This is a genomic window from Catalinimonas locisalis, from assembly GCF_038039535.1.
Taxonomy (GTDB): domain Bacteria; phylum Bacteroidota; class Bacteroidia; order Cytophagales; family Cyclobacteriaceae; genus Catalinimonas.
Genome location: NZ_JBBPHP010000018.1, coordinates 18,451 through 36,852 on the forward strand (window position 1 = coordinate 18,451; position 18,402 = coordinate 36,852).

The window sequence follows — 18,402 nt, forward strand, 5'->3', positions numbered from 1 at the left end:
TTAGTATCTAATTAAGAATCAGCCATGTATAGATTGTGATTGGCAAGATTCGGTAATTGTATCGTAATGGTTGTTCCCTCTCCTACTTTTGATTTCAGTTCAATTTTGCCTTGCATTTTCTCTATCGCTTCTTTGACTATATATAAACCCAGCCCAGAACCATTGCTTCTGGTAGTAGCCCGGTAAAACATTTGGAAAACCATTTTTTGGTCCTTCTCAGGAATACCGATACCGTTATCCTTAATGTGAATGAAAACTACTTCAGGAGTAAGGCTGGCTTTTATCTGTACGATGGGGTTGTTATTGAATATACTGTATTTGAAGGCATTGGAAATGAGATTATTGAGTATCATCTGAAGACGCATACTGTCACAGACTAAATTTCCATCTCCATGCAATTCAAACGAATAGTTGGTATTCCTGTAATCATGACTAATGATGCTGATAATCTCATCAATCATTTGCCTGAGGTCAACTTCAACCGGCTCTATTTCTTTGCGTGTATTACGAGAATAATCCAGTATATCACGGATAAACTTATCCTGCTTGAGCAGGCTTTTCTCCTGCATATTGAGTAACTCCCTGACCTGAGAAGGATCATCTTCCTGAAGGGCAAGATCTATCAGGGCCAGGCAAGAAGCAACTGGTGAACGTAAATCATGAGAAACACGGTACACAAAGTTATCCAACTCCTGATTGGCTTTATGTAATTCCTCATTGATCTCGGATATTTTTGAATAGCTTTCGGCAAGTTCTTCGTTAGTAGCCACGTATACCTGGTTTTGAAGAACAATCTTTTCATTCTTCTCTTTGAGCTCTCTTTCTTTCTGCTCAGCAGCTTCTTTAGCTTTTATGAGTTCTTTTTCGTAAGCTTTTAGTTTTGTAATGTCGGTTTGCGTACCCCAAAACCTGATCAGATGTTTATTTTCATCAATCATTCCCACAGTATTATTTGAATAATAATGAAGGTTTCCTTCGCTATCAGGCTCAATGGTTTCTTCTTGTGATACCCTGTAGCCAGCCTCAATAAACTTCTTTACTGCAGCAACATTCTCGGGTACATCATCTCCTCCATGAAATACTGACAGTGGTTTTCCTAACACATCTGCTTCCTCAATACCATACATTTTAAGAAACTCCTGATTACACTCTTCAAGCTTAGTATAAGTGTATAGATGCTTTACCTGCTTTTCAAGAGGCAAGCGTATATCCATAGGTTGGGTCAGTTCAAAACGATAAACACCTTCGCTTACTGAATTGATGAATGTTCTATACCTGACTTCCGCTTCTCTTAAATTCTTTTCTGCTTTTTCTTTTTCGGTAATATCAGTGAAAGTTACAGCAAAATATCCAGGCTTTGGGCAGTATACTTTTGTTTCATAGTAGCGGTTTGATTCCCTAAAATAATTGATATACTCCAGGCTTTTGCCACTTAGCGCCACCTCTCCAAACTTCTTTATCCAGTAAGATTCGGTAGTAGGATATACTTCCAACACTCGCTTATCAATTACATCCTCCTTTTTTACCCCCAATAGTTTTTCAAAAAAGGGATTCACCTCTTCAAAAACATAGTCAACCACTTCTCCCTGCTGGTTAGTGATCACCTTATTCAATGCAAAAGCGGTATTCATATTCTCAAAGAGAAGCCTGAATTTCTCTTCGCTTTGCTTTAGCGCTTCCTCTGCATTTTTCCGATCCGTGATGTCCCGGGATCTCGTGGTGATATATTTAATATTTCCCTCCTCCTCCATTACAACTTCCGAATAGGTATTGAACCAAATGTACTGCCCATCTTTTCGTCTTATCCTATATTCAATATTTTGTACACCTTTTCCTTTTAAGTTTGCGTTATGGCTTTCCTGACGTATTTTTTCATGATCATCGGGATGGAATAAAAAATAAGGGTCTGTACCAATTAGCTCTTCAGCTTCATAACCCAGCATATTTTTTACTGAAGGGGATAGATAACGATAAGTGCCGTTTGCTTCATGCAGGCAAATAAGTTCGGAAGAATATTCCGTCATGAAGCGGTAAAACTCTTCACTTTCTTTTAAGCGTTTTTCTGTTTTTTTCCTTTCTGAGATATCTCTTGCTATACAATAGATATATTTTTTCCCTTCCTGAACAAATGATATTCCGTTGATTTCCAGTGGAACAAGCATGCCATTCTTATGCCGGTGAACAGTCTCAAAAAGCTTGGTATGATACCCATTATACTTGGACCAATACCTGATAAAATCCAGCTTAGTATTGTTAATATCACGATCGGTAATGTTTGTATTGATACGTTCTTCTCTGCTAAATCCCAGCATTTCACAAGCCGGATTATTGACTTCAAGTATTGTCCCGTCTTCTTCTAAGAGGTAAATTGCATCAATACTGTGATCTAACAAAACTTTATACCTTTCCTCAATGCGGTCCAGTCTGAACTGACTTTTTCTTAATTCAAGTAAATTCAGTAGCTGTTTTGCCAGCCCCTTGAGTGTGCTGATCTGCTGATCACTCAATTCACGTGGCTTCTGATCTATCACACAGAGAGTACCTAAAGGGATTCCATCCTTACTTAGCAAAGGTATTCCCAGGTAATAAATGAAATACGGATTAGAGGTGACAAGCGGATTATCTTTAAAGCGAGGATCTTTTCTGGAATCAGGGATTAAAAATACTTCCTCATTACTTTGCATGGCATGCGCACAAAAAGAATATTCTCTGGGTGTTTCTGAAAAATCAAGTCCGTAATGTGATTTAAACCATTGCCTTCTTTGATCTATGAAGTTGATTAACGAAATAGGGGTGTCGCATATCTGAGCAGACATTTGCGTAATGAAATCATATTCTTCTTCTTGTAAGGTATCAAGAATATGGTATGTTCTGAGCTCAGCTAATCTTGCATTCTCTTTAACAGTGCCTGTTCTTCTCATTATCTATCAGTCACTAAGTAATCTTAGGGTCCTTTTTGTAAGTGAAAATAACTATTTTATTGTTAAACCAAACATGAACAATAACTTAAGACTCAGATTGTATGTAATTACCGGCATCTGTTTGCAACAAAAAAGTCCTCCGGCAAAAACCGAAGGACTTACTTTTATGTTCCCAAGCCATAAATAATTTTTGGCCTACATAATAAGCTATTTTTACTCAGGCAAGAAATAAATTGGCAATCGCTGTGACTTCCGCTTTGGAAAGTGGTTCGTCAAATGACTCAGTAATGCCGTCTTCTCCCACATCTGTTATGGTAGTCAGATCCAGGCCAGCCTGCATGGTTTGCGCTTCGCCAATATAGACTGCTCGCACCTCGGATGGCATACCTTCCCAGGTGCCGTCCTGAGTCACCCAGCCTTTCTGCCCGCTTCTCAGCCTTCTTACTTCTGAAGCATGGCGGGCTTCAACGGAATGAATCTGCAATGCAGCGGTAAGCACATCATTGTTATCAATCAGATTGGCTGCCTGCCCTTTGTAGGCTCTGACTCCGGTATCTTCAAATGCCTGAGAAAGAATCAGGAATAAATGATAATCAGAAAAGGTGCTAAACCTACCCCCGGCAGTGAAATCAAATTCAGGCTTGCCAATAGGTTCTCCTCCAATGCTGCCAATTGCAGATTTCAGAAACTCCACATGGGCTGTTTCATGTTTGCTTATCTGCATATAGATTTTTTCAGCATCTGAGCCTGAAGGAATTACACCAGCATCCAGTCCCAACACATAAAACTCAGCCTCCAGATACTCCAGTAAGAGCGCGAAGTTTAAGGCCTGGGCGATATCCTCAGGAGATGCATAAGCCTTGTGGGAAGCAGTGGCGGTTACTCCTAATGGCGCTGAGGCCATAGCCAGTTTTTTTCCGAATGCACCCAGTCTGTTGAATACTTCACGCCGTGATGAGAGTTTGTTTACTTCTAAATCTTTATGATCAAGCTTGTCTAGTACATTAAAAATAGTCATCGTAATGAATTTTAGGTTTAGGAAGTAGGAAGTTGGCTGGCATCTATTTTTGTAATGATGTAGGCAGATGCAGCCTCAAGCACTGTGTTGGTAGATAGTGCTCTGTCCAGACCATTTTCATCCACTACATCATCACCGGCAAAAGAGGTAGGGTCAGTGTCAAATACTGAACGGATTGCGGCAGCATGACGAGCTTCTACCGATACAATTTTACCGGCAATCAATAGATAATCAGGATTTTCAATAAGTTTTCCCGCGCCATTATATGCAGCTACGCCCAGGTCCTCAAAGGTTTTGGCCGCACCCAAAATGCTCCTCCGGCTACTAAAATCAATGGCACTGAAATCAAATTTTAGTTTGGGTATGCCATTTTCAGCCAGCACAGCTTTAAAAAACTCCCGGTGCACTACTTCGTGCTTTTGAAGATCCATCAGAATTTGCTGCTCCACATCAGAAAAATCACAGTTGGCCGACAATACTTCAGTGTAAAAAGCAGCCTCCAGTTGTTCAAGTGCGTAGGCATAATTGAGTATGCCTATATCTCCGCTTCCCAGGCTAACCTCTTCGGCTTCATCGTCCTTGGGTTTCTTGGGGAGATAATCGTAAAACTCCTCACAGCCGGATAGCAATACGCCTGCCGTAGCGATTGATGCTCCGCCAAATTTCAAAAATGATCTGCGTGAATTCCGCGGTTTATCATCTTGCTGCGGATCCTTTTGCTTAGCATTGATAGAATTGGTCATAATAATCCTCCAGGTTTAGGTTTGAAAAATATGTATGGGTTTGAAATAAACTCTGGTCATGAGCATAGGCCGGGGGCTGATGCTATGTAGAAAAGAGATATGCTATTATGAGAGTAGCTTAATACAGGATTTTTAAAAAAATACATAGGTCTAAGTTTTGTATAGCTTGCAATGCCTCTCCAGCAGACTCTGTCAACAGCATTGGCGCTTCTTCAGCCTGTTTTATCGGACATTCAACTTACCTACGAACTAAGTGGGCCAGGTGGATTTATGTGGCTTCATTTTTTTTGAGAAGGGACAAACACCAGCCTCAATAGTCATCTCTATTGTGCTGCGGGAATTTTGCCGGACTGATCTAAAAGGGTTAAAAGGCATTGGGAAAATCTGCCACACCATTATTGAGCCTCCAGAATGCTTCGGAAAGTCTGCCAGGTCGCTGCAGACCCTCTACAGCCCTCCGGAAAGTTTGCCGAGTCGCTGTAGTGCCTCCAGAATGACTGGGAAGTTTTACCGAACGCCTACAGACCCTCCACAGTGCTTCGGAAAGTTTGCCGAGCCTTTTGTGCACTGCTTTTGCGATGTAACAAACGTGATCAGTGTCTAATGCAATGCTTTAGCTATTCGGAAAGTCAGCCGAGCCTCTAAAGCATTGCATTTGCAATGCGGTAAACCTTCCCGAGCATAAATGCACTGATTTAGTCATGCGCTGCTAAATTTATTACCTCTTGCTGGGTATTTTACAAGGAATTGATTATCCCAAAAAAGAAGTGTGCTGTGGATATACAGTATTTTTCACCGCTAAGCCAGATAAAAATCTCTTCATCACAATAAAATATTACCTGCCTCTCTAAAACGCTCTGGAGCGCTTTTGTAAAGCGTTCTACACTATAGGATATATTGAATTATATCCATAGCATCGCGAAAAAAGCTTAACCATTCCATGCCCCTGTAGTTATGATGGAAAGCTGACATGATGATACGTAAAACACTTTTTCTGCTATGTTTCTCCATTACTTTTTTAACGCTCAGCGCTCAGGATATCCGTCCGCTGGGCATAGCGCTGGAGAATTATGATTATCCTTTTGAGGTAAAGTATATTCAGCTGGAACTTCAGGATGAGCCGCTGGAAATGGCTTATATGGATGTGCAAGCCGAAGAAGCCAACGGCAAAACCATTATGCTGATGCACGGCAAAAACTTTTGCGGAGCATACTGGGGGCAAACCGCCCGGGATTTGAGCGAGGCCGGTTACCGGGTCATCATTCCTGACCAGATTGGCTTTGGCAAATCTTCCAAGCCAGTGGATTTGCAGTACACTTTTCATCTCCTTGCACAAAATACCAGAAAGCTATTGGATAGCCTGGGCGTTGAAAAGACTTCTGTGCTGGGCCACTCAATGGGTGGCATGGTGGCTACCCGCTTCGTGCTGATGTACCCTGAAATGGTGGATAAATTTATTCTGGAAAACCCGATAGGGCTGGAAGACTGGAAAGTCAAAGTACCTTATCATTCGGTGGAGTACTGGTATGAGCAGGAGTTGAAAAAGGATTACGAAAGCATCAAGAATTATCAGCTGGAAAGCTATTATGATGGCAAGTGGGACCCAAAATACGATCAGTGGGTTAATATTCTGGCTGGCTGGACACTCAGCCCTATGTATCCGCAAGTGGCCTGGAATGCTGCCCTCACCTATGACATGATCTTTACCCAGCCGGTGGTATATGAGTTTGAACATATAGAGGCTCCTACCCTGCTCATCATTGGGCAGCGTGACCGCACTGCTTTGGGCAAAGGCTGGGTGAGTGAAGAGGTACGCAAAACATTGGGCAATTATCCGGAACTGGGAAAAACCACGGCTGAGAAAATCCCTGATGCAAAATTAGTGGAAATAGAGAACATTGGCCACCTGCCCCACATTGAAGCTTATGATAGATTTATAGAACCCCTGCTCTCCTTTCTCAACGAATAGAATTTACAGCTCAGGCGTGTTGAAGGTATCTCCCTGACTGATATCACCAGTTTCGTAACCCTTCTGGAACCAGCGCATTCTTTGTGCTGAGGTGCCATGCGTAAAAGCATCCGGTACCACATAGCCCTGCGACTGTTTTTGAAGCCTGTCATCTCCAATAGCATTTGCGGCTCTTAGGGCTTCTTCAATATCTCCCTGCTCCAGAATGTCATTCATCTGGTCGGCATGATGCGCCCAGAGACCGGCAAAGAAATCGGCCTGTAATTCCAGCCTTACAGAAAGTTTATTGTATTCCGCTTCACTCAGTTGCCTTCGCTGTGCCTGTATTTCCCTGCTGATGCCCAGCAAATTCTGCACATGATGGCCTACTTCATGCGCCACCACATAGGCCATAGCAAAATCTCCGCCTGCCCCAAGCCGCTGGCTGAGTGTTTTTTGAAAACTCAAATCAATATACACCTGCTGATCTGCCGGACAGTAAAATGGTCCGGTCGCTGCCTGCGCGTACCCACAAGCCGACTGGTCGGAACCTGAAAACAGCACCAATGTAGGCTCCTGATACTGCCTGCCCTGTTGCTGGAAAATACGGTTCCACACATCTTCCGTATCCGCAAGCACTACCGTAACAAATTGCGCCAGTTCATCCTCTTCGGCACTGGTGGTTTGGGTAGTATTCGTTTGCTGGGTAGCTACATTGAGCAAATCTGATGGATCTCCACCAAATAACATGACCAGTACAATAAGGACCACAGTACCCAGACCGCCTCCTACTGCTACGGATTTTCCCCGACCACCCCGTCGGTCATCCACGTTGGTACTCTGTCGTCTGCCTTTCCAGCGCATACTTTATAAGGTTTGGTTGATAATGAAAGATAACCATTTCTGCGCTAATTGTTCTCAGGATTAAATGTATGATTATGCATTATTTTTTTTAGCTAAAAAACGTTGAGGAGCTTCTGAAAATATGTGCTTAAAGGTCTTTAAAAAGGAGAAATGAGTATGTACACGTATTTTTCTTGTGAAACATTTTGTCTATTTTGCTATTATGAAAACACTTTTTACGCTGGTCTTATTTTGCCTCTTTGGCTTTCCCCTTCTGGCCCAGTACGAGGAGTTGCTAACTCCATCACTATCCAAGCATAGCATCAGCTTTGACGTTCTGATGCAAATGCCTATTTATGGTGATGTGACAGGCGCACCTTCTGTCAATTATGAATATGCTTTTCTTTCCCGATGGAGAACCAGGCTTGGCATGGGAAGCAGCTTTCACAACGATAATCTTTTTATCCCTTTTGGCTTACATTATCTCACTGGTCAAAAAGCGCATCATCTTGACTTGAGTGCTGGAGGATATATGCTTGCCTCCTGGTATGAAAGGCCTGAAGGAAGAGCTTTTAGTACGCATGTTTACCCTTATGTGGGAGTAGGTTACCGTTATCAGAAAAGCGATCAGGCATTCTTTTTCAAAATACAGCCTGTAGTGCTCGTTCCAATTCCCGCTCCCTTATTATCTTTAAGTCTCGGCTGGACCTTTTGATTATCTATGGCTCAAAAGTAGCAGGGCCCTGCAGATAGCCTAATGATTGCAGGAAAAAATCTGTTTTATAAAGTGTATCCCTAAAATATTTACCCTCTTCCCGGTTCAGATTAAAGAATCCATGACTGGCACCCTCGTATTCGTAAACCTGCGTATTTACCAAAAGTGCATCTAATTTTGATTCAAGAGCTCGTATATTGGAGATAGGCACCGTAGTATCATCAATTCCGTGAAAAATTAGCGTGGGAGGCATATCCATCTGCATCCGGTGATAGGGTGATAAGTTAAAGGTGTCCTTTCCCACTGCTTTGGCCCCAAAGCCTTCGGAAGTTGTGTTCACCACCGGATTAAAAAGCAAAAGCGCATCCGGCATAGGGCTGATACTTTTATCATCCTTGGGATCATTAAAACCCGCTAATGTGGCAGTGCCAAGCGCCAGATGCCCGCCAGCAGAACCACCTCCGGCAGCCAGTCGGCTGGTATCAATGCCTAATACATCGGCATGCATCTTTATATAGCGCATGACAGAGCGGGCATCCAGTACTGCCTGCTGTGGTGAAGTATTGTGTTGATTCTTAATACGGTAATCGGGAGTAATGGCAATCATGCCCCGGGAGGCCAGGTATTTGCTCTGGGGAGCGAAATGGCTCCTGCTTCCCCCTACCCATCCTCCGCCAAAAAAGAACACCACTGCTGGTAATTTTTCGGTAGAAACACCTTCCGGATAGTAAATATCCATGGTGAGCTCAGCCTCAGGAGTAGATTTGTATGCAATGTTTTTTAAGCTATATTGGGTAGTGTCCAGTTGTTGGGCAAAAGTTTGTAGACTACTTAAAAAAGCGATTAGGAAAAGGATTATTCTCATGCCAGGATTATTGAAACTCATCCTAAATAAGGCTAAAAATTTTACTATTTCCCAATTAGAGGCTAACTTACCGCGGTATATGAAATTCAGGGATTCTTTGTTAAAAATGTACTTTACTCTGTAGTTTTTCTAAGTAAGAATCATGATTTTTTAGATTAGTTTTCATTTTCTCAAATTATTAAAAACCTTCACAAGCATGGCTTTTGACATTGACATGATCAAAGACGTGTACGCCCGCATGGGTGACCGTATTGATAAAGCACGAAACATTGTAGGTCGTCCCCTGACCTTTGCAGAAAAAATATTGTATGCTCATTTGTATAAAGGAGATCCTACCGAGGCTTATACCCGGGGCAAAGACTATGTTGACTTTCAGCCTGACAGGGTAGCGATGCAGGACGCTACTGCGCAGATGGCACTGCTACAATTTATGCAAGCCGGTAAAGACAAAGCCGCCGTACCTTCCACTGTACACTGCGACCACCTGATACAGGCCAAAGTGGGCGCAATACAGGACCTTAAAACTGCGGTAGAAACCAATAAAGAAGTGTATGATTTCCTTGCTTCTGTTTCCAATAAATATGGTATCGGCTTCTGGAAGCCCGGTGCAGGTATTATCCACCAGGTAGTGCTTGAAAACTATGCTTTTCCCGGTGGTATGATGATCGGTACTGACTCTCATACGCCTAATGCCGGTGGTCTGGGAATGATCGCCATTGGTGTAGGTGGTGCTGATGCCGTTGACGTAATGGCAGGTATGCCCTGGGAACTTAAATTTCCTAAGCTGATCGGTGTAAAGCTTACCGGAAAGATGAGTGGCTGGACCTCCGCCAAAGACGTAATCCTCAAAGTAGCCGGAATATTAACTGTAAAAGGTGGAACCGGAGCTATTGTAGAATACTTTGGTGATGGCGCAGACGGACTTTCCTGTACGGGTAAAGGTACTATCTGTAATATGGGAGCTGAGATCGGTGCAACCACTTCTCTTTTCCATTACAGTAGTAAAATGAAGGACTATCTGGAGGCTACCGATCGTGCAGATATCGCGGCAGAAGTGGAAAAGGTAGCCGATCATCTTCGTGCTGACCCTGAAGTATTTGATGCTCCTGAAAAATACTATGATCAGGTGATTGAGATTGACCTGAACGAGCTTGAGCCTCACGTCAACGGTCCTTTCACTCCTGACCTGGCGTGGCCTATTTCTAAACTGGCTGAAGCGGTAAAAAAGCATGAGTGGCCGGAAGAAATTGAAGTAGGTCTGATCGGTTCCTGCACTAACTCTTCCTACGAAGATTTAACCAGAGCAGCATCTATCGCTCAGCAAGCCATTGACAAAAAATTAGTAGCGAAATCAGAATATACCATTACGCCCGGTTCTGAAATGGTCCGCTTCACCGCCGATCGTGATGGTCTGCTGAATACTTTTGACAAAATGGGCGGTGTAGTCCTGGCGAATGCCTGTGGGCCTTGTATCGGACAGTGGGCAAGACATACAGATGATCCTGACAAAAAGAACTCTATTGTCACATCTTTCAACCGTAACTTTGCCAAACGTAATGACGGTAATCCTAATACGCACTCATTTGTGGCTTCACCAGAGCTGACAACTGCTTTGGCTTTGGCAGGCAGGCTGTCTTTTAATCCCCTGAAGGATACTCTGAAGAATGAAGCCGGGGAAGATGTCATGCTGGATGAACCTAAGGGTATAGAATTACCGACTAAAGGATTTGCGGTAGAAGATGCCGGTTATCAGGAACCTGCCAAAGACGGTAGCGGAGTAGAAGTTGTGGTAAAACCTGACTCTGACCGCCTACAGATATTAACTCCTTTTGATCCCTGGGATGGAGGTAATATTAAAGGCATGAAGCTTTTACTAAAAGCATTTGGGAAGTGTACTACCGACCACATTTCTATGGCTGGTCCATGGTTGCGTTATCGTGGTCACCTGGATAACATTTCTAATAACTGCTTTATCGGAGCCATCAACGCTTACAATAAAGAAGCCAATAAGGTAAAAAGCCAGATTAGCGGCGAATATGGCGCAGTTCCTGATACTGCCCGATTGTATAAAAAAGAAGGCGTGCCGACAATCGTAGTGGGTGATGATAACTATGGTGAAGGATCATCTCGTGAGCACGCTGCGATGGAACCTCGCCATCTCGGGGTTAGAATTGTACTGGTAAAATCATTTGCCCGTATCCACGAGACTAACCTGAAAAAGCAGGGTATGCTGGCACTGACCTTTGCTAATCCGGCGGATTATGATAAGGTGCAGGAAGATGATACCATTGAAACCGTAGACCTGGATCAGTTTGCTCCTGACAAGCAGGTAACGCTTAAACTGATACATACTGATGGTTCTGAGGATCTGATTAAAACGAACCATACTTATAATGAAAATCAGATTGAATGGTTTAAGTCAGGTTCTGCCCTGAATCTGATCAAGAAGTTGGAAGAAGGGAAGGCTTAATCCAATTCCTATTTCACACAAACTCCACTCAGGTATGGGTGGAGTTTTTTTATGTCCTCACTCTTAATCCAGAGAGGATAGTTTCTTTTTTTGCATGAATTATGCAAATACACTTTATTTTGTATAAATCCTGCAATTGCAAAGATGATAACCTTATCAACAGCGCTACTGGCTTGTAAATAGTTGGGTTTGCCTCTCCATTACTTCTTTTTTAATAAATCTTAATCTTCTAAATTTCTCAAGCTTTTTAGTAGCTACTTCAAAGTAATTTTTAACACCTTTGCTGCTCAACATTTTATACTTTTTCACTCACAAGCTCTTAGATTTCCATGCACAAATTTCATCTTGCACTCAAAGCAATAGCCTTTTGTATCCCTGTATTTTGCCAGTCAATCATTGCAAATGCCCAGAGCAATCCCCCCTATAAAAACCCTGAACTGAGTACGGATGAGCGGGTCAACGACTTAATCAGTCGCATGACTATGGAAGAAAAGGTGGGTCAGATATCCACCCTACTTGGCTGGGAAATGTATGAGAAGCAGGGCAATCAAGTGCTTGCCAGTGATAAGTTTAAAAAAGCGATACAGGAAAGGCATATCGGACTGCTGTGGGCAACCTTACGTGCTGATCCCTGGACCCAAAAAACACTGGAAACAGGCGTGAATCCCAAACTGTCTGCCGAAGCGACCAATGCTTTGCAAAAATATGTAATGGAAAATACCCGCCTGGGTATTCCTCTACTCCTTTCAGAAGAATGCGCGCATGGTCACATGGCTATTGGTACAACTGTTTTCCCTACCTCTATTGGTCAGAGCAGTACCTGGAACCCGGAATTGATACAAAGTATGGCCAGTGTAATTGCCCAGGAAGCACGCCTGCAGGGTGCTCATGTAGGATATGGTCCGGTATTAGACCTGGCCAGAGAGCCGCGCTGGTCAAGGGTAGAAGAAACTTATGGAGAAGACCCTGTACTCAATGGTACGATGGGCAAAGCGGTAGTAAGTGGTTTTCAGGGCAATAGCTTAAGAGATGGAGAGCATGTCATTTCTACACTGAAGCATTTTACTGCCTATGGTGTACCTGAGGGCGGACATAACGGGAATAGTATTAGTGTGGGGCAGAGAGAATTGTTTGAATCCTACCTTCCTCCCTTTCAGGATGCGGTAGAAGCGGGTGCTTTATCCGTAATGACTGCCTATAATGCTATTGATGGCATACCCTGTACTGCCCATGAAATGCTGCTTCAGGATGTGCTGCGCCAGAGTTGGGGTTTTGAAGGTTTTGTAGTCTCTGACCTGGGAAGTATTGAAGGGATTAGAGGAAGTCATCGTGTAGCAGCCAGTCCTGAGGATGCCGCGGCACAGGCAATCAATGCCGGTCTTGATGCCGACCTGGGAGGAAATGGATTTGGCTATGCTCTGATTAAAGCGGTACAATCCGGTCTGGTAGAGCAAAAAGTGTTAGACAGAGCTGTTTCCAATGTGTTGAGGTTAAAGTTTGAGATGGGGCTTTTTGAAAATCCTTATGTAGAACCTGAGAGAGCAGATCGGGAAGTTAGAAATGAAGAACATATCCAACTGGCCCGACAAGTAGCTCGTGAATCCATTACCCTGCTGAAAAATGAAAATCAGCTGTTACCCCTAAGCAAAGAGCTTAAGCGGATAGCGGTAATTGGTCCTAATGCCGATAATCAGTACAATCAGTTGGGCGATTATACTGCCCCTCAGGCTGAAGATCATGTTGTAACCGTATTAGAAGGGATACAAAATAAACTGCGTAATCAGGCTCAGATTAGTTATGTGAAAGGCTGTGCCATTCGCGATACTACTCAACTCAACATTGATGAAGCAGTGGAAGCTGCCAAAAATGCTGAAGTAGCCGTGGTGGTACTCGGTGGTTCCAGTGCCCGTGATTTCAAAACCGAATACATTGATACCGGCGCGGCTACGGTGAGTGACCTGGAGGATGATGAACCTATCAGTGATATGGAAAGCGGAGAAGGTTTTGACCGCGCCACACTTAATTTGATGGGCAAACAGTTGCAACTCCTTAAGCAAGTGCAAGCTACAGGAACTCCTGTAGTATTGGTGCTAATCAAGGGCAGACCTCTCACCCTCAACTGGCCTGCTGAAAACATACCGGCTATCTTAGACGCCTGGTATCCTGGTCAGGAAGGCGGAAATGCCATCGTCGATGTAATTTTTGGAGATTACAATCCGGCAGGTAGATTGCCAATTTCAGTGCCAAAATTTGTAGGCCAGCTACCGGTGTATTACAATGCCAAACCTCCGGTAAAACATGATTATGTAGAAATGGATGCTGGACCTCTTTACAGCTTTGGGCATGGGCTCAGTTATTCTACTTTTGAATACAGTAATCTCAGTATCAGTCCTGATGAATCTGCTGACAGTCTTTCTGTACAAATTAGTTTTACCCTGAAAAACACCAGTGAAATCGCAGGAGATGAAGTAGCCCAGCTCTACTTGCGAGATATGGTAAGCTCAACTGTGAGTCCACTCAAACAACTTAAAAAGTTTAAGCGTGTACATCTGAAAGCTGGGGAACGGCAGCAATTGACTTTTACCCTAAACCGGAAAGATTTGAAGTTACTAAACCGAGATATGGAATGGGTAGTAGAAAAAGGTGAGTTTGCGGTAATGATCGGTACTTCATCAGAAGACATCCGGCTGAAAGAGACTTTTGAGCTTGTGAATAATTGGTAGCTGATGTTACAGCAGATCTGCCAGAAAAAGGGTGTGGCCATTTCAACAATCTGGCAGATCTGTCAACATTTTAATAGAGAGGAATATAAGCTCCAGAATTGGGCAACCATGCAGATTATTGTGCTTCCATCAGGGCTTTCAGAATTTCCTGCGCGGCTTTAGCGATTACTGTACCCGGACCAAATATTTTTAACACTCCGGCCTTATACAGAAAATCGTAATCGTTAGGCGGGATGACCCCTCCGGCAATGATTTCAATATCTTCTCTCTCAATCTTTTTGAGTTCTTCCTTCAACTGTGGAATCAGGGTTTTATGTCCACCGGCAAGACTGGAAACACCGATCAGATGCACATCATTCTCAGCCGCCTGTCGGGCTACCTCTTCTGGTGTCTGGAAAAGGGGGCCTATATCCACGTCAAAGCCTAGATCGGCAAAGCTGGTAGCAATTACTTTAGCTCCCCGGTCATGACCGTCCTGCCCCATTTTGGCTACCATCATTCGGGGGCGACGACCTTCTTCTTTGGCAAAGGCATCGGATAACTTTCTGGCTTCGGCAAAATCCTGATTGTTTGACACTGCTTTAGCGTATACTCCTGATATAGTTTTTACGGTTGCCTGGTGACGGCCAAAAGCCTTTTCCATAGCATCAGATATTTCTCCTAATGTAGCTCTTTTTCTGGCAGCTTCTACGGCTAAACTTAGCAAATTCCCATCTTTGGTTTCTGCGCATTTCGTCAGATTAGCCAGCGCATGCTTTACCTCTTTATTATTTCTGTTAGCTTTCACTTCCTGGAGTCTTTTTAATTGAGAGGCTTTAACCTGGGCATTATCTACTTCTCTTAAGTCAAAAGATTGGTCTTCTCCGGCAGCATTCTCTACTCTGAAAAGATTCACACCAATAATATTCTCTTGCCCAGAATCTATATGGGCCTGTTTACGTGCAGCAGCCTCTTCAATACGCATCTTGGGTACACCCTGCTCAATGGCTTTGGCCATTCCACCCAGTTCTTCTACTTCATCAATCATAGTAAGTGCCCTGCGGCACAAAGCATCTGTCAGATACTCTACATAATATGAACCTCCCCAGGGATCAACGATATGGGTGATGTCTATTTCTTCCTGAAGGTATAATTGCGTATTACGAGCGATACGGGCAGAAAATTCTGTAGGCAAGGCAATGGCTTCGTCCAGTGAATTGGTATGTAAAGATTGCGTTCCTCCAAACACTGCAGCCATCGCTTCTATGCAGGTTCTGGTTACATTGTTGAATGGATCCTGCTCGGTAAGACTATAGCCAGAAGTCTGACTATGGGCACGAAGAGCCAGCGATTTTGGGTTTTGCGGATCAAACTGCTTCATCAACTTAGCCCAAAGTAATCGCCCGGCACGCAACTTGGCAATTTCCATAAAATGATGCATACCTATACCCCAGAAGAAAGACAAACGAGGAGCGAATTCATCAATTTTTAAGCCTGCTTTCAAACCTGTTCTAACATATTCCAATCCATCTGCCAGCGTATAGGCAAGTTCTACATCTGCTGGTGCTCCTGCCTCATGCATATGATAACCACTGATACTTATGGAGTTGAAGCGTGGCATTTTTTCAGCCGTGAAACTAAAAATATCAGCAATAATGCGTAAGGATGGCGCAGGAGGATAGATGTAGGTATTGCGCACCATAAACTCTTTCAGGATATCATTCTGTATAGTACCACTCAATTGTTCGGGCTTTACACCCTGCTCTTCAGCAGCTACTATAAAAAAAGCCATGATGGGAATCACTGCGCCATTCATCGTCATAGAGACCGACATCTTTTCCAGCGGAATCTGGTCAAAAAGAATCTTCATGTCTTCCACCGTATCTATGGCAACACCAGCTTTGCCTACATCTCCTGCTACTCTTGGATGGTCAGAATCATAGCCTCTATGCGTGGCCAGGTCAAAGGCTACCGATAACCCTTTCTGTCCTGCCGCCAGATTTTTACGGTAAAATTCGTTAGATTCTTCCGCAGTAGAAAAACCGGCATACTGCCTTATCGTCCAGGGGCGAGACGCATACATACTGGCATATGGTCCACGAAGATAAGGAGGAACACCGCCTACAAAATGAATATGATCAGCACTTTTCAGGTCTGCGCCCTCATAAAAAGAATAAATATCAATCTTTTCTGGAGAACTCCACGCTTTATCTTTGGTAGGAGACTTTGAAGAGTGTGATGGAAAAGAAAGTTTATGTTTTGAGAAGTCAGGCTTCATTCCTTTAAAATTTTATGCGCTTAAAAAATTTGTCGGCAAAGGCAGGTAGATTCATCCCTTTATAAATAAATTCAAAAATACCATGTTCTTGACGCCTATCTGCAATCTTCTGGGGCAAACCCGCCAATAGAAAAGGAATTCTATATTTCTTAATTTTTTGATTCAAGTCTTCTTCTTTCAAAGAAACATAGATAGTATCATCACTTACCAAAACTACTGCGTGAAATTTTTCCAGGCTATTACTAGGATGCTTCATCTTAAGTAAAGTGTCGGGTACTTGCTCAGAATATATTCCTACGGAATGTAAAATATCTTGTACGAAGGAATATCTGATATTCACAATAGCAGGATTTGCTTTCTCGTCTATGGATAATAATCCAATCGTGGGTCTGGATTTACCTTCAGCTACTTTCCTATCTACCTGTGCTCTTATATTTTCAATTACAGAGGGTAAATTTATAGTCTTAAGTATACCGTCAGTGCCCTTAATTTTATTGAAAAAATCAGCAGCAGATTTACTCCTCCTGATGTTCGGGTCAACGTAACGATTAGAGCCTACAAAAACTTTCTGCTGACATCCGACCTCTTCCATAATTTTAGAGGAATAGGCTGCGATATCCTGTTCTACTTTACCATTTTGAAAAGTAGTAAGCAAGCCCCCGGCATTTTCTATTTCTAAAAAATACGCCCAGGCTTTCTCGGTTATTTGCGTGGTAAGTTCGTCCAATGCATAGGAGCCATCTACCGGATTATGTACCAGATCCAGATGAGCTTCATGTCTCAATATGTGTGAAACATTTCTGGTAATCCTACGCGAAAATGAATATTCAGGGGCATATTGTAAGTCGTGGGGCAAAATTGAAATCTGGGAACAACCTCCCAAAATGGCAGCCATTGCTTCCGAGGTATTTCTCAGCATATTGGCATGAATATCATAAGCTGATTTGTTATAAAGCGATGAAACTGCCCTCAGGGGAAACTTACCCAAATATTCTACTTCATAACATTTAGCCAACTGATGTAAAAGATGTTGCATCGCTCTAAATTTAGCGATGTCAACAAAATATGCAGAGCGTGTACCTAAAGTCACTTCCAGATTATTGAACAGGTGGTCAGCTGGATGTCCTAAATTTGTAAGGTGATCAAGGTATTCAACCACTAAATTACAAGTTAAGCCCAGTTCCTGTATTACAGACGCACCACTGTTGGAAAACTGCCAAGCATTGACACCTAATTTTTTGAGCTGAGGCAAATCTTGCTCCAGCAAGGTTGACAAATTCTCAATTCCTTGCTCCTTTTTAGTGCTCTTGTCTATATGTTTTTCTATAACATGAAGATATATACTGCCACGTATATTCTCAGGAAAATACAATTTATCAAATCGTTTTCCAGAATCAAATTTCCAACAAATAGAGACACCTTCAAGAAGAATATCCTTCAACAATATAGATGTATTCAAGTCGGTATCAAGGAAAGTGCAATCAAAACATATTGACTCTACTCCTTGTTCCAGGATGTGTAAAGCGAGGCGGTTTGTATCAGTTAAATTCACCTCATCGTCAATGCGAATAACTTCCTGAAGTTCCCAGGATTTGGGTGAGTAAGCTTTGTCATGAATTTGAAAAAAATTGACAAAATTAGCTCTCTTAACCCCATCAGTATAGAAAGGATACATTGGTATTCCTTCCACTGTTTTTCCAAGCAAAAGTTTATCAAAATCCTTACTTGCTAAATCAAGTGAAGCCTGCTTTATCCAGTCTTCTTTATTCGCCTTAGTAAAAGAATCAAAAAGAGATGTTTTATTATGGTAAAGTGATGACATGCAAAAAGTTAGGTAAAAAGTTAGAGAAAATGAACCGATAGTAAATAAAGAACAGACTTTTATATAGTCTAAAAATC

12 protein-coding genes are annotated in these 18,402 nt (G+C 42.8%); 4 read left to right on the forward strand and 8 right to left on the reverse strand.

The annotated features are described in order from the left end of the window. Positions 1 to 11: 11 nt before the first annotated feature. The 4 genes from WJR50_RS19655 to WJR50_RS19670 form a co-directional block, all read right to left on the reverse strand. Positions 12 to 2,921, reverse strand: coding sequence for a PAS domain S-box protein (locus WJR50_RS19655; protein ID WP_341295022.1), 2,910 nt, complete (start codon positions 2,919 to 2,921; stop codon positions 12 to 14). A 217-nt stretch (positions 2,922 to 3,138) separates the two neighbouring features. Next, on the reverse strand, positions 3,139 to 3,939 hold the full coding sequence (locus WJR50_RS19660) for a ferritin-like domain-containing protein (RefSeq protein ID WP_341295023.1): 801 nt from the start codon (positions 3,937 to 3,939) through the stop codon (positions 3,139 to 3,141). A 17-nt stretch (positions 3,940 to 3,956) separates the two neighbouring features. Further along, a complete protein-coding gene (locus WJR50_RS19665) occupies positions 3,957 to 4,682 on the reverse strand; it encodes a ferritin-like domain-containing protein (protein WP_341295024.1) in 726 nt (241 codons plus the stop codon). Positions 4,683 to 5,046: 364 nt separating this feature from the next. Beyond that, a complete protein-coding gene (locus WJR50_RS19670; RefSeq protein ID WP_341295025.1) occupies positions 5,047 to 5,250 on the reverse strand; it encodes a hypothetical protein in 204 nt (67 codons plus the stop codon). 402 nt (positions 5,251 to 5,652) lie between these two features. Between WJR50_RS19670 and WJR50_RS19675 the strand changes: the two genes are divergently transcribed. Continuing rightward, positions 5,653 to 6,651 carry an alpha/beta fold hydrolase gene (locus WJR50_RS19675; protein WP_341295026.1) on the forward strand — a complete coding sequence of 333 codons (999 nt, stop codon included), beginning with the start codon at positions 5,653 to 5,655 and terminating at the stop codon, positions 6,649 to 6,651. A 3-nt stretch (positions 6,652 to 6,654) separates the two neighbouring features. On the opposite strand, the gene ypfJ is transcribed toward WJR50_RS19675, so the two are convergent. Beyond that, positions 6,655 to 7,494, reverse strand: coding sequence for a KPN_02809 family neutral zinc metallopeptidase (gene ypfJ / locus WJR50_RS19680; protein WP_341295027.1), 840 nt, complete (start codon positions 7,492 to 7,494; stop codon positions 6,655 to 6,657). A 202-nt stretch (positions 7,495 to 7,696) separates the two neighbouring features. Here ypfJ and WJR50_RS19685 point away from each other — a divergent pair, with 202 nt between their 5' ends. Then, on the forward strand, positions 7,697 to 8,188 hold the full coding sequence (locus WJR50_RS19685) for a hypothetical protein (protein WP_341295028.1): 492 nt from the start codon (positions 7,697 to 7,699) through the stop codon (positions 8,186 to 8,188). Positions 8,189 to 8,192: 4 nt separating this feature from the next. Here WJR50_RS19685 and WJR50_RS19690 read toward each other — a convergent pair whose 3' ends face one another. Next, positions 8,193 to 9,053: an alpha/beta hydrolase gene (locus WJR50_RS19690; protein ID WP_341295029.1), complete on the reverse strand. Its 861-nt coding sequence runs from the start codon at positions 9,051 to 9,053 to the stop codon at positions 8,193 to 8,195. A 196-nt stretch (positions 9,054 to 9,249) separates the two neighbouring features. Between WJR50_RS19690 and WJR50_RS19695 the strand changes: the two genes are divergently transcribed. Together WJR50_RS19695 and WJR50_RS19700 are read left to right on the forward strand one after the other, a co-directional pair. Next, positions 9,250 to 11,523, forward strand: coding sequence for an aconitate hydratase (locus WJR50_RS19695; protein ID WP_341295030.1), 2,274 nt, complete (start codon positions 9,250 to 9,252; stop codon positions 11,521 to 11,523). 329 nt (positions 11,524 to 11,852) lie between these two features. Continuing rightward, positions 11,853 to 14,246: a glycoside hydrolase family 3 N-terminal domain-containing protein gene (locus WJR50_RS19700; protein ID WP_341295031.1), complete on the forward strand. Its 2,394-nt coding sequence runs from the start codon at positions 11,853 to 11,855 to the stop codon at positions 14,244 to 14,246. Positions 14,247 to 14,361: 115 nt separating this feature from the next. Here the strand turns inward: WJR50_RS19700 and scpA are convergent, their stop codons facing one another. Both scpA and WJR50_RS19710 read right to left on the reverse strand, forming a co-directional pair. After that, positions 14,362 to 16,503 (reverse strand): methylmalonyl-CoA mutase, encoded by a 2,142-nt coding sequence (scpA, locus tag WJR50_RS19705; RefSeq protein ID WP_341295032.1) that lies wholly within the window; start codon positions 16,501 to 16,503, stop codon positions 14,362 to 14,364. A gap of 4 nt (positions 16,504 to 16,507) precedes the next feature. Then, a complete protein-coding gene (locus tag WJR50_RS19710; protein ID WP_341295033.1) occupies positions 16,508 to 18,325 on the reverse strand; it encodes a methylmalonyl-CoA mutase family protein in 1,818 nt (605 codons plus the stop codon). Positions 18,326 to 18,402 lie beyond the last annotated feature (77 nt).

Coding starts and splice junctions, on each gene's coding strand:
- WJR50_RS19655 (WP_341295022.1), bottom strand. CDS start 2,921: ATGAGAAGAACAGGCACTGTTAAAGAGAATGCAAGATTAGCTGAGCTC.
- WJR50_RS19660 (WP_341295023.1), bottom strand. CDS start 3,939: ATGACTATTTTTAATGTACTAGACAAGCTTGATCATAAAGATTTAGAA.
- WJR50_RS19665 (WP_341295024.1), bottom strand. CDS start 4,682: ATGACCAATTCTATCAATGCTAAGCAAAAGGATCCGCAGCAAGATGAT.
- WJR50_RS19675 (WP_341295026.1), top strand. CDS start 5,653: ATGATGATACGTAAAACACTTTTTCTGCTATGTTTCTCCATTACTTTT.
- ypfJ (WP_341295027.1), bottom strand. CDS start 7,494: ATGCGCTGGAAAGGCAGACGACAGAGTACCAACGTGGATGACCGACGG.
- WJR50_RS19685 (WP_341295028.1), top strand. CDS start 7,697: ATGAAAACACTTTTTACGCTGGTCTTATTTTGCCTCTTTGGCTTTCCC.
- WJR50_RS19690 (WP_341295029.1), bottom strand. CDS start 9,053: ATGAGAATAATCCTTTTCCTAATCGCTTTTTTAAGTAGTCTACAAACT.
- WJR50_RS19695 (WP_341295030.1), top strand. CDS start 9,250: ATGGCTTTTGACATTGACATGATCAAAGACGTGTACGCCCGCATGGGT.
- WJR50_RS19700 (WP_341295031.1), top strand. CDS start 11,853: ATGCACAAATTTCATCTTGCACTCAAAGCAATAGCCTTTTGTATCCCT.
- scpA (WP_341295032.1), bottom strand. CDS start 16,503: ATGAAGCCTGACTTCTCAAAACATAAACTTTCTTTTCCATCACACTCT.
- WJR50_RS19710 (WP_341295033.1), bottom strand. CDS start 18,325: ATGTCATCACTTTACCATAATAAAACATCTCTTTTTGATTCTTTTACT.